Genomic DNA, 14733 nt, shown 5'->3' with positions numbered 1-14733 from the left:
GAAACCGTCACGACCCATAGTCGTTTCGGCGCATCGTCTGCCGCCAGATCGGGCGCGGACAATGCGCTGGACAGCGACTATCATGCTGCTGGTCATGGCTGCGCTGTTCGTCGCGACCAAGCAGGTGCTCGATCAGCACCCCGCCTGGGGCTACGTCCACGCCTTTGCCGAAGCGGCGATGGTCGGCGGATTGGCAGACTGGTTCGCGGTCACCGCTCTGTTCCGCCACCCGCTTGGCATTCCGATACCGCACACCGCGATCATTCCTGAGAACAAGGACCGGATTGCCGACACGATGGCGCAGTTCCTGCGCGAGAATTTCCTGATTCCGACAGTTGTCGCGCGCCGGATGCAGACTATGAATATCGCATCGGCGGCAGGCGATTTTCTCGTCGCACCGCAAGGCGACACGCGCTCGCGAATTACCGGTGGTGCAGCAGAACTGATCGCTGAAGTGCTCGAGTCGCTTGATCCGGCTCGTCTCGGTACGCAGGTCCGCTCGGGCCTCAAAGTTCAACTGGCCAAGCTGGAGGTTGCGCCGTTGCTCGGGCGCATGCTTGCAAGCGCGATCGCTGATAAAAAGCATTTGCCGTTGATGGATGGTTTGATCCGGTGGACCGGGCTGACGCTCGAAGACAACGAGGAAACCGTTCGCGATATCATCAAGAACCGCGCCAATGCGGTGCTGCGCTGGACCGGATTGGACGAGCGCATTTCCAGCTCGGTGCTGGACGGTCTGTATCGCTTGCTGGCAGAGGTTCTGGTCGATCCCGAGCACCCGCTGCGCCACAAGATGGAGGAGGGGCTCGAAACGCTGGCGCGTGATTTGCAGCACGATCCGGCAACGCGCGAGCGGGTCGAAATTCTCAAGCGCGACATGCTGGAAAATCCGGCCATTGCCGAATGGTGGATGGGCGTGTGGGAACGCATCCGCCAGTCGCTCATACGCCGGGCGCGCGATCCCGAAAGCTCGCTGGGCGGAGAACTGCGGCTGAGCCTGGCGGAACTGGGTGAAGCGCTGAAGGCCGATGTGCGCTTGCAGAATCAGGTCAACCGTTTCGCGCGCCGAACGGCGGTCGGCGTATCAAGCCGCTATGGCGACCAGATCGTGCAGCTGGTATCGGAGACCGTGAAGCGCTGGGATGCGCGGACCATCACCGACCGGGTCGAAGGCGCTGTCGGAAGGGACTTGCAGTTCATCCGGATCAACGGAACGCTGGTCGGCGGACTTGTCGGAATGACGATCCATTTCGCGGATGGATGGCTTTAAGACTGGCTAGGTGCGGGTTGCACCGACGCCGAGGCAATGTCGCCCGACACCAGCTTACAGAACGTACCTCACGGTAGTTGCGTAATAAGAGCGCATCGGTTTGTTGGCGGCATTGCGTGCAGGCTCAAAACGCGCTTCGAGCATTTCGGTGCAGGCTGGCGAAACCAGCCTCTCGGTCTCTGTCGAATTTTCCAGATGGCAGTTCGATACCGATCCGTCGGTCTCGACGATAACACGTAGCCTGAGGATGGCTTGTTCCCCGCGATAGAGGGCTGCCGCCGGGTAATTGGTCACGATGCGTCGAACGACGTCGTCCATGTTCAGCCATTTGGGCGGTGCGTAAGCTCGGTGTTCTTCGGCGCTCAGGCCCCAGGACTCGAGCAGGTTCGTAGTGCAGGTATTCATCGCGACCATGGCCTCTTCGAGATTGCCGGTCTCGAAACTCATAACCGTCGACCCGAGCTTGAGGACGACGCGATCAATTTTCCCGGCCTGTCCGATGTCGATTCCGGTCGCTTTGCTGAAGCTGTTGTCGATGTCCTCACGCGCTTGCTCGCTAATGAAGACGCTGCTTAGTATGATGGCCGGGCCGATCTTGTCGACAGATCCTCGCATCGATCCTTGCAGGGGCTTCATCGGGACGTCGTTCAAGAGGCCAAGATAGGTCCGCGTGCCTTTGCGGAAGTTCCGAATCCCCGGACCGGCAAGCGTAAGTCCGAACTGACCAGACGGGGCAGCCTGCTCGATCATCACGAGATGAGGTTCATCGGCGCTCCCGAAAAGCCTCGATAACCTGCAATTGTTGTCTCCATAGTCCATGATCCACTGCCCTAAGGGCTGTAGCTTGACGGCGCTCTTGCGGTTGACCACCTCTGCAGGGAAGTTCTTGAACGTACGGGCCAGGACTTCTGGCTGCGCCGCAGCAGAACAACCTGAGAATAAAAAAAGACCGGCGCAAGCAAAGATGCCCGCGCCAGCCTTCATTTTTGCCAAAATGCTCATGCCCGACAGCTAATTAGGCTGCAAAGCATAGGCAAGTGGTTACAACTTTTCAGTGAGCTCCGGCACGGCTTTGTACAGATCCGCCACAAGGCCGATATCCGCGACCTGGAAGATCGGCGCGTCTTCATCCTTGTTGATTGCGATGATGGTCTTGGAGTCCTTCATGCCAGCTAGGTGCTGAATCGCGCCCGAGATGCCGATGGCGATGTAGACTTCGGGGGCGACGATCTTGCCCGTCTGGCCGACCTGGTAATCGTTGGGGACATAACCGGCGTCGACTGCTGCGCGCGAGGCACCGATGCCCGCGCCCAGCTTGTCTGCCAGCGGCGTGATGAACTGCTCGAATGTCTCGGCATCCTTGAGCGCGCGGCCACCGGACACGATGATCTTCGCGCTGGTCAATTCCGGACGCTCGCTTTCCGCGATCTCTGAGCCGACAAAGCTTGAAAGGCCCGCGTCGCCCGGTCCGGAAACCGCTTCGACCGCAGCCGAACCGCCTGCGGGCTCGGCCTTGTCGAACGCAGTGCCGCGAACGGTGATGACCAGCTTTGCGTCGCTGCTTTCAACCGTCGCAATCGCGTTGCCGGCGTAAATCGGACGGGTGAAAACCTTGCCGCCTTCGACCGAAAGAATGTCGGAAATCTGCATCACGTCGAGCAGGGCTGCGACGCGGGGTGCAATATTCTTGCCCGTCGTTGTGGCGGGGAACAGCACGGCGTCGTGATGGCCCATCAGATCGGCAATCAGCGGCGCGACATTCTCCGCCAAGGCGTGTTCATAAGCTGCATCATCAGCGAGGTGGACTTTCCCCACGCCGGCGATCTTTGCAGCCTGATCAGCCACGCCGGAACAGCCGGATCCGGCAACCAGCAAGTGAACTTCACCCAGTTTTGCAGCGGCAGTGACGACGCTCAGAGTGGCGTCCTTGAGTTCGGAATTGTCGTGTTCGACCCAGACTAGCGTCTTCATCAGGCGACTCCCATGGCTTTGAGCTTGGCAACCAGCGCGTCGACATCCGCGACCTTTTCACCGGCCTGGCGAACCGGCGGCTCGCTGACATTGGTGGTGGTAAGGCGCGGCGCAATGTCGACACCGAAGTCGGCCGGCGTCTTCGTGTCGAGCGGCTTCTTCTTGGCCTTCATGATGTTCGGCAAGGAAGCATAGCGCGGCTCGTTGAGGCGAAGGTCGGTCGTGACAATGGCCGGGAGCGTCAGCTTCACGGTTTCGAGACCACCGTCGATCTCGCGCTTGACCGTGACCGAGTCTGCTTCGACCTCGACCGTGTTGGCAAAGGTGCCTTGCGGGCGGCCCATGAGCGCAGCGAGCATCTGGCCGGTCTGGTTCGAATCGTCCGAGATCGACTGTTTGCCCAGCATTACGATCCCGGGGCTTTCCTCGTCGGCGATCGCCTTGAGGATTTTCGCAACGGCGAGCGGCTCGACATCGACGCCGTCTTCGACCTCGACAAGAATCGCACGGTCGGCACCCATGGCCAGCGCGGTACGCAGCGTTTCCTGTGCCTTGGCCGGGCCGACAGACACAGCGATGATCTCTTCCGCCTTGCCCGCTTCCTTGATCCGAATCGCTTCTTCTACGGCGATTTCGTCGAACGGGTTCATGCTCATCTTGACGTTCTGCAGGTCGATGCCCGACCCGTCCGCCTTGACGCGCGGCTTGACGTTGTAATCGATCACCCGTTTGACGGGGACGAGGATTTTCATGGGATATCCTTCCTCTGAATGGTCTTGGCGCTCGCCTATCTTGCGTTTACGTAAACGTCAAGTTGCGAGGCCTCTCGAACATGCAACGAACGCGTTGCCGCGCCAGTTCCATCCTAGCTAGGCGATTTTCCCAGACCGCGCTACAATCGCCTGCGAATGGGAGGTTTTATGCGAGCGATCTTCGGGCTTTTGGCGATCATGACAGTTTGCATGGGCGCGCCGCTCGCGGCGCAGGAGACGCGTGTGGCGGAAGAAGGGTTCGTCTCTCCACACGCAACGATCGAGCAGATGGACTGGCTGGTCGGCCAGTGGGTCGGCACCGGCATCGGCGGCGCGCCCGCGATGGAAAGCTGGCTTCCGCCCAGCGGCGGTACCATGGTCGGCACCTTTGTGCAGGAAACGGGCGAGGGCGATATCCGCTTTACCGAGCATCTCTACCTGATGGAGCAAGAGGGCACGCTGGTGCTGCGCTTGAAACATTTCAACGCCGACCTCACCGGCTGGGAGGAGAAGGACGGCATGCTGACCTTCCGCCTCATCGCAGTCGAAGAGTGCGCGGCATATTTCCATGCGCTGACTCTGCGCTGCGACGGCGAGAACGGCCTCGTCGCAGCGGTGCGGATGAAGAGTGACAAGCCGGAACCGCAAGAACTGCTGTTCCGATTCCAGCGGATGGGTCACTCTGCCATCATTGCAGAGAAATAGCACTCCGCCCTCGGGTGGTCGATCCACGCGATGGCCTCTGCCAAGCTGACCGCAGAGACTCCCACCGATGATTGGCGGGATCAAACCTGTAGGTTGGAAAAGGCGGCGCTATGCCGCCTTCTTGACCTCGGCCACGATCTTGCGGGCAGCGTCGCCCAGATCGTCGGCGCTGACGATCGGCAGACCTGAGTTTTCGAGAATGTCCTTGCCCTGCTGAACGTTGGTGCCTTCCAGGCGGACCACCAGCGGAACCGACAGGTTCACGTCCTTGGCCGCCTGAACGATGCCATTGGCGATCACGTCGCACTTCATGATGCCGCCAAAGATGTTGACCAGGATTCCCTCGACTGCCGGATCCTTGAGGATGATCTTGAACGCAGCAGTGACCTTCTCGGTCGTCGCGCCGCCACCCACGTCGAGGAAGTTGGCCGGAAAGGCGCCGTTGAGCTTGATGATGTCCATCGTCGCCATGGCGAGGCCTGCGCCGTTGACCATGCAACCGATATTGCCATCGAGCTTGATGTAGGCGAGGTCGTATTCGCTCGCTTCGACTTCCGCCGGATCTTCTTCCGTCACGTCGCGCAGCGCCTCCACATCCTTGTGGCGGAACAGCGCGTTGCCGTCGAAGCTCATCTTGGTGTCGAGCACCAGCAGCTGACCGTCGTCCGTTTCGACCAGCGGATTGATCTCGAGCATTTCGCAATCGAGATCCATGAACGCAGTATAGAGCTGCTTGGTCAGTTTCTGGCACTGTTTGCCCAGATCGCCGGTCAGCTCGAGAGCGAAAGCAGCAGCGCGGCCGTGATGCGGCATGAAGCCTTGCGCCGGATCGATGGTGATCGTGGTGATCTTCTCAGGCGTCGAATGGGCGACTTCCTCGATGTCCATCCCGCCTTCGGTCGAAACGATCATCGCGACGCGGCCGGTCGCACGGTCGACCAGCATCGACAGGTAGTATTCCTGTGCAATGTCGACACCATCGGTGACATAGAGGCGATTGACCTGTTTGCCTTCGTCACCCGTCTGGATCGTGACGAGAGTGTTGCCGAGCATTTCCTTGGCGCTGGCTTCGACTTCCTCGATCGATTTCGCCAAACGCACGCCGCCCTTCGCATCCGGGCCGAGTTCCTTGAACTTGCCCTTGCCGCGGCCACCGGCGTGAATCTGTGCCTTCACGACATACAGCGGCCCGGGAAGCTTCTTTGCGCCTTCGACCGCTTCTTCGACGGTGAGCGCCGCGTGGCCAGCGGGTATGCCGATGCCATATTTCGCGAGCAGTTCCTTGGCCTGATATTCGTGGATGTTCATCGGTTCTTTTTCCGTTTCCGCAGGTAGGGTAGACTTCAGCGCGCCTAAGCATGGATGAGCGCGCTTGAAAAGTGCCCTCTCTGCGCCCAGAGCGATTTGCGTGATCGATCGTTCCCGTCTCGAAGAGATTGTCCGCGAAGCCGGCCGCATGGCGCATGCCCTGTGGCCTGGGGCAGGTGGCACCGTGAAGAGCTGGGAAAAAGAGCCTGGCAGCCCGGTGTGCGACGCCGATATAGAGGTCGATACATTCCTGCACCGCGAGCTTGGCGCGCTGTTGCCTGCAGCTGGCTGGCTATCGGAAGAAACGGTCGATGCACCCGACCGGCTCGATAAAGGCCTGATCTGGCTGGTCGATCCGATCGACGGAACACGCGATTTTCTGCGCGGGCGCAGCGGCTGGGCGGTGTCAGTGGCGCTGATCAGCGAAGGTCGTCCGCTGATCGGGATGCTCGACGCGCCCGGAAGGGGTGAGCACTGGACTGGCATCGCCGGGCAAGGATCGTGGCGCAATGGATCGCGCCTTGTCGCGTCGACACGGGCTGAATTCGCCGGAGCGAGAGTCCCGGCCGACAGCTTGCCCAAAACCGATCAGATATTGTCGACGGTGGACAAGCCCAATTCCATCGCCCTGCGCATTGCAATGGTCGCTGCGGACGAAGCGGACCTGATCGCGACGCTCCGCTGGGGGTTCGAATGGGATATTGGCGCTGCGGCGCTGATCGCGCGGGAAGCAGGCGCGGCGACCACCGACGCCTTCGGCAAGAATCTCGCCTATAACAAGCGCGATCCGCGCGCTTTTGGCCTGCTGGTGAGTGCTCCGGCAATTCATGGCGCTGCAATCGATCATCTGGCCGACCGCGCGCATTCCATCGCCGGGACCGGCAGCATCTGATCCTGCGCCAGCCCGCAAACGAAAAAGGCGACCCGAAGGCCGCCTTTTCCTGCGTCAGTTGATTGCTGGCAGACTTACATGCCTTGAGCGGCCTGCACGTCGTCCTGCGATACCGGTGTGATCTTGATTTCGACCCGGCGGTTGAGCGGTTCAGCCACGCCATCTCCGGTCTTCACGCGGAGGTAATCATACCGTTCGCCAAAGCCCTGTGTCGCGATCCGCGACCGCGCCACGCCCCGCGAGACGAGGTAGTCGGCAACCGCCTGAGCGCGCTGCTCGGACAGACGCTGGTTCAGTGCGTCCGAGCCGGTCGTATCGGTAAAGCCGTACACATCGATCAGGCTGTTGGGATACTTGACCAGGCTGGCAGCGACCGAATCGAGCGTGCCGTAGAAGCCCGCATTGATATTGGCTGAGCCGGTTGCAAAGGTCACGCCATCGGGAAGGCGGACCAGAATCGCGTCCTGATCGCCGATTTCCTCGACGTCCACGCCGGTCCCGGCGACTTCCTCGTCAAGCTCGCGAATCTGGTCGTCGAACTGCTTGCCGAGAACGGCACCTGCGGTTCCGCCAACGCCAGCACCGATGATCCGGGCTGCGTCACCGCCGATAATATCGCCGAGCAAATAGCCCAGCGCGCCGCCGATTACAGCGCCGCCGGCGGTACGCGAGACCTTCTGCTCACCCGTGTTGGGATCGGTGACACAGCCGGAAACGGTTGCCAGCGAAATCGCGGCCAGGCTCGAGATCAAAAGTTTTGAATTCTTCATTGGGGGTCTCCCCTTTCTTGTTCTGTTGGCGCGCAGATAACCGGTCCCACCGCATCGGCACACCGCGCTACCTTTGTCATACGTTCGACATGGGCCTCTCGTTCCTGAATGGCATGATCCACACACAAGAATTTACAGCGGGCTGGCGTGCGGCCCCGTTTCTGCTAGCGCTGACGACGTGACACCCTTTCCTTGGACCGACCTGATCATTATCGCCGGGCTGATCGTGCTCAACGGCGTATTCGCCATGTCAGAGCTGGCGATTGTCTCTGCACGCACCGGGCAGCTGCAAGGCGCGGCCGACCGCGGCAGCAGAAGCGCGGCGACTGCGATCGCTCTTGCGTCGAACCCGGGCAAGTTCCTGTCGACCGTGCAGATCGGAATCACTCTGATCGGGATCATCAACGGAGCCTATTCCGGAGCAAGCCTCGGCGGGCCGGTTGCCGAACGCCTCGCAGCTACAGGGTTTCCGCCTGAATATGCAGAAGAGGCCGGATTTGCGCTGGTCATCGTCGTAACGACCTATTTCAGCCTGGTGGTTGGCGAACTCGTTCCCAAGCAAGTCGCACTTCGCGCAGCGGTGCCCATCTCGCTCGTCATGGCGCGTCCGATGGCCTTGATGGCACGGGTCGCGGCGCCTTTCGTATGGTTGCTTGATTCCTCATCCGGCTTGCTGATTCGCCTGCTTGGCGTACGGCCCGGAGGCCAATCGAGCGTAACCGCGGAAGAGCTGCATATGATCTTCGCCGAGGCAAGCCGCCACGGCGTGATCGAGAAAGACCAGGGCAGCATCCTCGCCGGCGTCGTGCGGCTGGCAGAGCGTCCGGTGCGCGAAGTGATGACGCCGCGAACAGAGATCGACTGGGTCGAGCTTACAGCTGACGAGGCGGCCATTCGCGACGCGATCGAGCAAAGTCCGCATTCGCTATTGCCGGTCGGGATCGGTTCGACCGACCGCATCGTCGGTGTGGTCAAAGTGCGCGAAGTCCTGGCGCAGATGGTTGCAAACAAGCCCGTATCTCTGCGCCGTTTGATGAAACGGGCAGAGGTTGTGCCGGACCAGCTCGACGCGATGGATGCGCTGCGCCTGCTCCAGCAATCCGAAGTTGCGATGGCGATGGTGCATGATGAATACGGCCATCTCGACGGCGTGATCACGCCGGTCGATTTGCTGACGGCACTGGTCGGCCATTTCGAAAGCAACCGAGACGAGGGCGACGAGCCGCCGGTAACCGAACGCGCCGATGGCAGCCTGCTGGTGTCCGGCGGGACATCGGCGGAAGAGCTCGCGGAACGGCTCGGACTGGATTATGGCGACGAACGCGAATTCGCGACCGTCGCGGGTTTCGCCCTGTCAGTCCTCAAGCGTCTGCCGCGCGAAGGCGAGAGCTTCGAAGAGCAGGGCTGGCGCTTCGAAGTGGTCGATATGGATGGCCGCAAGATCGACAAGCTGCTCGTCTCACGAACCCCGGATAACTGACCGCTTGACAGCTGCTTGACGAAGTTGACACCCTGTCAAGTTACCCGATTTCAGTTAAGCTGCTGAAATTACGATACTAATCGAGAAAATTTGCAAGACCGGTGTTGATGGGAGGGCCCGCCCCCTCATGAGGCTCTGAAAGTTGTTGTGGCGCTTGTCCGGCAAAGATCATATGCAGACCATGCCACGCCGCCGGTGATGTAGGACAGCAATATTCGCAGGTGCGTGTCGAAGCGTTCTGATCCCTTGTTTTTCGAACCGACATCCGTCGGTTCGTCCTCGGTGCTGTTCCCTCCGCTTCGCTTCGGGGCACCTGCGGCTCGCCCGCGTGCGCTCGCGGTCCGCTGGTCGCGGACCGAACCATTCCAAGCCACTCGAATTCGACCGGGTTCCTGGTCGCGTCAGCCAAAGGCCCAAAGGGCCGCCCGCAGCGAAGGTCACGGAGTGACCGAAAGCGAGGAAAGCCTAAGGGCCCGAATGGGCCCGCCGGCGATTGAGGCGAAACAAGAGAAGCAGTTAGCCCGGAATCACTGCGCTTGCGAACTGGCCGTCACCTTCGGGGGCGGCGATGATGTCGCGGGTCACGCGGCCTTTGGCGACGGTGTTGGTTTCCGGATCGCCAACCGAGGAGCGGATGCCCGGTGCCGCAACCCCGGCGCGGTCGAGCGCGCTGGTTTCGATCTGGCTGCGCGGTGCCGGGCCGCCAAACAGGGCTTCGAGCGCCTGTTCGCTCGCGGTGCCTTCTGCCGGGCGCGGCGCGCCTGCCGATGGCGGGACGAGGTTGAAGTCCGGCGGGACGACCAGCGGCGCCTGCCGTTGCACGGCCATCTCGTCCGGACGCTCACGGGTCAGAATGCCGCCGCCGCCGCAGGCCGCCAGCATGGCGCTGCCGCCGGCAAGAAGGATGAGTTTGGTCGAAATATGCATAGTCAGGCTCTCCGGGTGGCTTACGCCGGTTCGGTTTGTGCTTCTTCGCCCTTATCGCGAATGAACAACGCGCGGGCAAGGATGATGACGACACCGATGGTGATAGCGGCATCGGCAATGTTGAAAATCAGGAACGGGCGGAATTCGCCGATATGGAAATCGGCATAGTCGAGGACATAGCCGAAGCGGAACCGGTCGACGATATTGCCCAGCGCCCCGCCGAGAATCAGGCTCAGCCCGATGATGTCCCATTGCGCTTTCTCGCGCAGCATCCAGATGGTGACGATGACTGCTATGGCAGCGGTCACCAGCACCAGACCCCAGCGCATTTCCGGGCTGGTTGCAGTGAACATGCCCATCGATACGCCGTAATTGTGCACTCTGGTCAGGTCGAAGAACGGCAGCAGGTCGATCGTCTCGCCCAAGCGCATCTTCAGGTCGACATCGACGAGCCGTTTGACCCACTGGTCGACCGCGAAAATCACCGCGGCCAGCGCGAGGCCGATCAGGCGGGGTTTTGTGACGATACTCATGCCGCAGCATCCATTTCCGAAACGACCTTGTCGCAGCGATCGCACAGCGCGCCGTCTTCCTCGACTTCGGGAAGCAGGCGCCAGCAACGGCCGCATTTGTGGTCGGTGGTGCGTGTTACAGTCACCGCGTCGCTATTGCTGCGGGTGACTGACGCGGTGATGAACAGCTCGGCGAGCCGATCATCGGTGAACCCTTCAGGCACGGCAGCGGCAGGTACGGTGACATCCGCTTCGAGGCCGGAGCGGATGGTCTTGTCGCGCCGCAGCGGCTCGATCGCTTCCATCACCTGTTCGCGCAAGGTCCGCAGCTGCGCCCAGCGCGCATCGGGCGCGCCGACCGGCGGAATGCTCGGCCAGTCGAGCAGATGGACGCTGCCGTCCTGCTCGCCGTCTTCGGGGTAGCGGGTCTGCCACACTTCTTCGGCGGTGAAGACCAGTACCGGCGCGGCATAGCGCACCAGCGCATGGAACAGGATGTCTAGCACCGCACGATAGGCGTTGCGCGCGGGATCTTCCGCCCCGTCGCAATAGAGCCGGTCCTTGCGGATATCGAAGAAGAAGGCGCTCAGGTCCTCGTTGCAGAAATCCACCAGCAGGCGGGTGTAGGTGTTGAAGTCGTATTCTTCGGCCGCCTTGCGCATTTTCGCGTCAAGCTCGGCCAGCAACGAGAGGACATAGACTTCCAGCTCGGGGATTTCCGTCGCGTCCGACATATCGCCGACATAGCCGTCGAGCGCGCCGAGCATGTAGCGAAAAGTGTTGCGCAGCTTGCGGTACTGGTCGCCGACACCTTTCAGGATCTCGTCACCGATGCGGTGATCTTCGGTGAAATCGACAGAGAGCGCCCACAGGCGGATGATGTCCGCCCCGGTCTGTTCCATCACCTTGCGCGGGTCGATCGTGTTGCCGAGCGATTTCGACATCTTCTTGCCCTTGGAATCCATGGTGAACCCATGGGTCAGCACCGCGTCATAAGGCGCGCGGCCCCGCGTCGCGCTGCTTTCGAGCAGGGAAGACTGGAACCAGCCGCGATGCTGGTCGCTGCCTTCGAGATAGAGATCGGCCGGCCAGCGCTGGTCGGGCCAGCGGTCCCCCTCCAGCGTGAAGGCGTGGGTGCAGCCCGAATCGAACCACACGTCGAGAATGTCGGTGACCATCTCGAACTCGTCTGAATTGTGCGCCTCACCGAGGAACTCGGCCTTGCGGCTTTCGTCCCAGGCATCCACGCCCTGCTCGCGCACCGCGGCGACGACGCGGGCGTTGACTGAGCTGTCCTGCAGATAGCTGCCATCGGGCCGCACGAACAGCGTGATCGGCACGCCCCAGGCGCGCTGGCGGCTGAGCACCCAGTCGGGCCGCCCTTCGACCATCGAGCCGAGGCGCCGTTTGCCCTTGGGCGGATAGAACTGGACCCGGTCGATCTCGCGCATGGCAATCTCGCGCAGGGTCGAATGGTCTTTCGAGGTGAACAGCGCGACCGCCGCGCCGAAGCCTTCGGGCACGCCGACATCGAAATCGCCGGTGTCGAGCGGCTTGTCCATCGGCACGAACCATTGCGGCGTGCAGCGGTAGATGACCTTGGCTTTGGAGCGCCACGAATGCGGATAGGAGTGCGCGTAATCCTCCGATGCGGAGAGCAACGCGCCTGCTGCGCGTAGGTCGCTGCAGATCGGGCCGTCCGGCGCATTGAACGGCTTGTTGATCACGCTGCGACGGCGCGGCTTGCCTTCATTGTCGAGGTCGTCGGCACCGAGCCACGCCCAGTCGTCGCGATAGACGCCATTGTCCATGACCGCGAAGACCGGGTCCAGCCCATTGGCCTTGCACAGATCGAAATCGTCCTCGCCATGGTCGGGCGACATATGGACGAGGCCCGTACCGCTGTCGGTGGTGACGAAGTCGCCCGGCAGGAACGGGCGCGGCTTGGCGTAGAATCCGCCGAGATGGTGCATCGGGTGGCGCGCGACGGTTCCGGCGAGTTCGGAGCCTTTGTATCGGCTATTCTTGACCCCGAGGGCATCAAAGACATTTACCGTCGGCTCGACAGCGCCTTCGATATTGAGCTTGGAGAGAGCTGCATTCAGCCTAGCCTTGAACTGGCCGACAAGGTCGTAGGCAATTAGGATTCGAGTAGCGTCTGCTGGAAGCCCTGCAGCTTCGGCGGCCTCGACGGTTGCTACCGTCCCAGCCTGCGGCGACTGCCCATCTGGCGCTCCGGCATCGTAAGTGATGTCGAGGAGCCGATAATCGATGTCCGGCCCATAGGCTAAAGCCTGGTTCACCGGGATCGTCCACGGCGTGGTGGTCCAGATTACCGCATGCGCGCCGACCAGTTCGGGGATCGGTGATTCCACGATCTCGAAGGCCACGTCGATCTGAGTCGAGGTGATGTCCTCGTACTCGACTTCGGCTTCGGCCAGCGCGGTTTCCTCGACCGGGCTCCACATCACCGGCTTCGATCCGCGATAGAGATTGCCGCTTTCCACGAATTTCATCAGCTCGGCGACGATGGTCGCTTCGCTTTCGAACTGCATCGTCAGATACGGATTGTCGAAATCCGCCATCAGGCCGAGGCGCTTGAGCTGTTCGCGCTGCGTATCGACCCAGCCCTGTGCATAGGCGCGGCATTCGGCGCGGAATTCCTTGGCCGGGACTTCCTTCTTGTCGCGCTTCTTCTTGCGGTACTGTTCCTCGACCTTCCATTCGATCGGCAGGCCGTGGCAGTCCCACCCGGGCACGAAGGGCGCATCCTTGCCGAGCAGGGTCTGGCTGCGCACCACCATGTCCTTCAGGATGCGGTTCAGCGCATGGCCGATATGCATGTCGCCATTGGCGTAGGGCGGGCCGTCATGCAGGATGAACTTCTCTCGCCCGGCGCGCTCCTCGCGCAGCTTCTGATACAGTCCGATTTCCTGCCAGCGCGCCAGAATGCCCGGTTCCTTCTGCGGAAGGCCAGCTTTCATGGGAAATGCGGTCTTCGGCAAGAAGACCGTATCTTTGTAATCGCGCGCTGTGGCTTCGGGTTCAGACATAGGATGTGGCCGCTAACCGATTCGGCGCTGCGGATAAAGCCTATTGCGCTTCCAGCCGCCGGGTGATCGCGGCGGCGGCGGCTTCGCGCTGCTCGATGGTCCGGCGGTCCAGCCCCGGATTGAGCGCGGGCGGGATGTTCCAGCTATCCTCCACCCAGACATATCCGTTGAAGCTCGACGGGATCTCGCCAAGCTGTTCGGGCACAGTCAGCCCGGCATCTGGACGGCCGCTATCCGCCGGTCCGCCGACGATGACTTTGCCGCCATGCTCCGCCATTCGCGCGATCAGCCGGTTGGGCCAGCCCCAATAGAGGAACTGGCGGTTGAGCGGGATGACCATTGTCCCGCCCCTGCAGCTTGCCGGAAGCACGCTGGACCAGCCCGTCAGGATGTAATCGCTCGCGCATTTCTGCCCTTCTTCCGGGGTGAAGGCCCAGACATCAGGATAGCGTTTGCGCACTGCTTCGACCGGCGCTGCGTCGCCATAGAAGGCATCGCCCGCTGCCACCGGATCGCGCCCGGCTTCCGCCAGCGCGGCGGCGAGCAGATCGGCCTCGCGCGGGTCGCCGGATGTGAAATGGTACATCAGCTGCTTGTTCCGCGGGATGTTGGCGATGACCTGTTTCAACTCGGGCATCCGGCCCGCGACTTTACCGCGCAACGGGTAGGTCTCGCCACCGTCTGCGGTGTAGCCATGGCCCATGTCGAGCCGTTGCAGTTCAGTCATGGTCTTGTCGCGCAACGGCCCGGTGCCATCGGTGCGGCAGTCCAGCGCCGGGTCGCGAAACACTGCGATCCTGCCGTCGCTGGTCGGCGCGATATCGACTTGCGCCATCTTCGCCCCATGCGCGAGCGAGCGGCGGATACCGGTGACGGTGTTCTCGATATAGTCGTGATAGACGGGTTCGATCCGCTTGGCAGTGCAGGGGCCTCCTCCTGCGCTCTGGGCCGAGCCAAGCTGCCCGACTCCGCGTTGCGAGATCAGTTTGACCGACCCGCGCGGTTCGGGTGCAAGCCAGCTGGCGTTGAGGACCGTGAGAGCGAGGAAAGCCGCGGCCAGCGTCAGGCCGAGGTAGTAAAGCCACTTGTTCAT

13 protein-coding genes are annotated in these 14733 nt (G+C 61.8%); 4 read left to right on the top strand and 9 right to left on the bottom strand.

The annotated features are described in order from the left end of the window. The first annotated feature begins 61 nt into the window (after positions 1–61). Positions 62–1270 carry a DUF445 domain-containing protein gene (locus E0502_RS05785; protein WP_137676959.1) on the top strand — a complete coding sequence of 403 codons (1209 nt, stop codon included), beginning with the start codon at positions 62–64 and terminating at the stop codon, positions 1268–1270. Between the two features lie 54 nt (positions 1271–1324). Here the strand turns inward: E0502_RS05785 and E0502_RS05780 are convergent, their stop codons facing one another. From E0502_RS05780 to E0502_RS05770, 3 genes are read right to left on the bottom strand one after another with little or no spacing between them, the layout of a single operon-like run. Continuing rightward, entirely contained in the window at positions 1325–2272 is a 948-nt protein-coding gene (locus E0502_RS05780; protein WP_137676958.1) for an energy transducer TonB, read from the bottom strand. Between the two features lie 39 nt (positions 2273–2311). Then, the gene (locus E0502_RS05775; protein ID WP_137676957.1) at positions 2312–3241 is read right to left on the bottom strand and encodes an electron transfer flavoprotein subunit alpha/FixB family protein; all 930 of its coding nucleotides are present in this window, start codon (positions 3239–3241) and stop codon (positions 2312–2314) included. Beyond that, positions 3241–3993, bottom strand: a complete 753-nt coding sequence (locus E0502_RS05770; RefSeq protein WP_137676956.1) for an electron transfer flavoprotein subunit beta/FixA family protein — start codon at positions 3991–3993, stop codon at positions 3241–3243. The genes E0502_RS05775 and E0502_RS05770 overlap by 1 nt, the downstream gene beginning before the upstream one ends. Positions 3994–4161: 168 nt before the next feature. Here E0502_RS05770 and E0502_RS05765 point away from each other — a divergent pair, with 168 nt between their 5' ends. Continuing rightward, the gene (locus tag E0502_RS05765) at positions 4162–4698 is read left to right on the top strand and encodes a DUF6265 family protein (protein ID WP_240048880.1); all 537 of its coding nucleotides are present in this window, start codon (positions 4162–4164) and stop codon (positions 4696–4698) included. 108 nt (positions 4699–4806) lie between these two features. On the opposite strand, the gene sucC is transcribed toward E0502_RS05765, so the two are convergent. Next, positions 4807–6006 carry an ADP-forming succinate--CoA ligase subunit beta gene (gene sucC / locus E0502_RS05760; RefSeq protein ID WP_137676955.1) on the bottom strand — a complete coding sequence of 400 codons (1200 nt, stop codon included), beginning with the start codon at positions 6004–6006 and terminating at the stop codon, positions 4807–4809. Positions 6007–6106: 100 nt separating this feature from the next. Here sucC and E0502_RS05755 point away from each other — a divergent pair, with 100 nt between their 5' ends. Continuing rightward, the gene (locus E0502_RS05755; RefSeq protein WP_137676954.1) at positions 6107–6898 is read left to right on the top strand and encodes a 3'(2'),5'-bisphosphate nucleotidase CysQ; all 792 of its coding nucleotides are present in this window, start codon (positions 6107–6109) and stop codon (positions 6896–6898) included. A gap of 74 nt (positions 6899–6972) precedes the next feature. Here the strand turns inward: E0502_RS05755 and E0502_RS05750 are convergent, their stop codons facing one another. Further along, on the bottom strand, positions 6973–7668 hold the full coding sequence (locus E0502_RS05750) for a YiaD family glycine zipper/OmpA-like lipoprotein (protein WP_137676953.1): 696 nt from the start codon (positions 7666–7668) through the stop codon (positions 6973–6975). Positions 7669–7846: 178 nt separating this feature from the next. Here E0502_RS05750 and E0502_RS05745 point away from each other — a divergent pair, with 178 nt between their 5' ends. After that, a complete protein-coding gene (locus tag E0502_RS05745; RefSeq protein WP_137676952.1) occupies positions 7847–9148 on the top strand; it encodes a hemolysin family protein in 1302 nt (433 codons plus the stop codon). Positions 9149–9664: 516 nt separating this feature from the next. On the opposite strand, the gene E0502_RS05740 is transcribed toward E0502_RS05745, so the two are convergent. From E0502_RS05740 to E0502_RS05725, 4 genes are read right to left on the bottom strand one after another with little or no spacing between them, the layout of a single operon-like run. Beyond that, a complete protein-coding gene (locus E0502_RS05740) occupies positions 9665–10075 on the bottom strand; it encodes a DUF3035 domain-containing protein (RefSeq protein ID WP_137676951.1) in 411 nt (136 codons plus the stop codon). A gap of 20 nt (positions 10076–10095) precedes the next feature. Continuing rightward, a complete protein-coding gene (lspA, locus tag E0502_RS05735; RefSeq protein ID WP_137676950.1) occupies positions 10096–10608 on the bottom strand; it encodes a signal peptidase II in 513 nt (170 codons plus the stop codon). Further along, complete coding sequence (locus tag E0502_RS05730; protein WP_137676949.1) at positions 10605–13640, bottom strand: isoleucine--tRNA ligase; 3036 nt, start codon at positions 13638–13640, stop codon at positions 10605–10607. The genes lspA and E0502_RS05730 overlap by 4 nt, the downstream gene beginning before the upstream one ends. A 40-nt stretch (positions 13641–13680) precedes the next feature. After that, positions 13681–14733: a glycerophosphodiester phosphodiesterase family protein gene (locus E0502_RS05725; RefSeq protein ID WP_137676948.1), complete on the bottom strand. Its 1053-nt coding sequence runs from the start codon at positions 14731–14733 to the stop codon at positions 13681–13683.

It is taken from the genome of Parerythrobacter lutipelagi (assembly GCF_005434975.1).
GTDB classification, from domain to species: domain Bacteria; phylum Pseudomonadota; class Alphaproteobacteria; order Sphingomonadales; family Sphingomonadaceae; genus Parerythrobacter_A; species Parerythrobacter_A lutipelagi.
The sequence above is the reverse complement of the archived record's forward strand: the minus strand, read 5'-3'. Positions and strand labels throughout refer to the sequence as shown.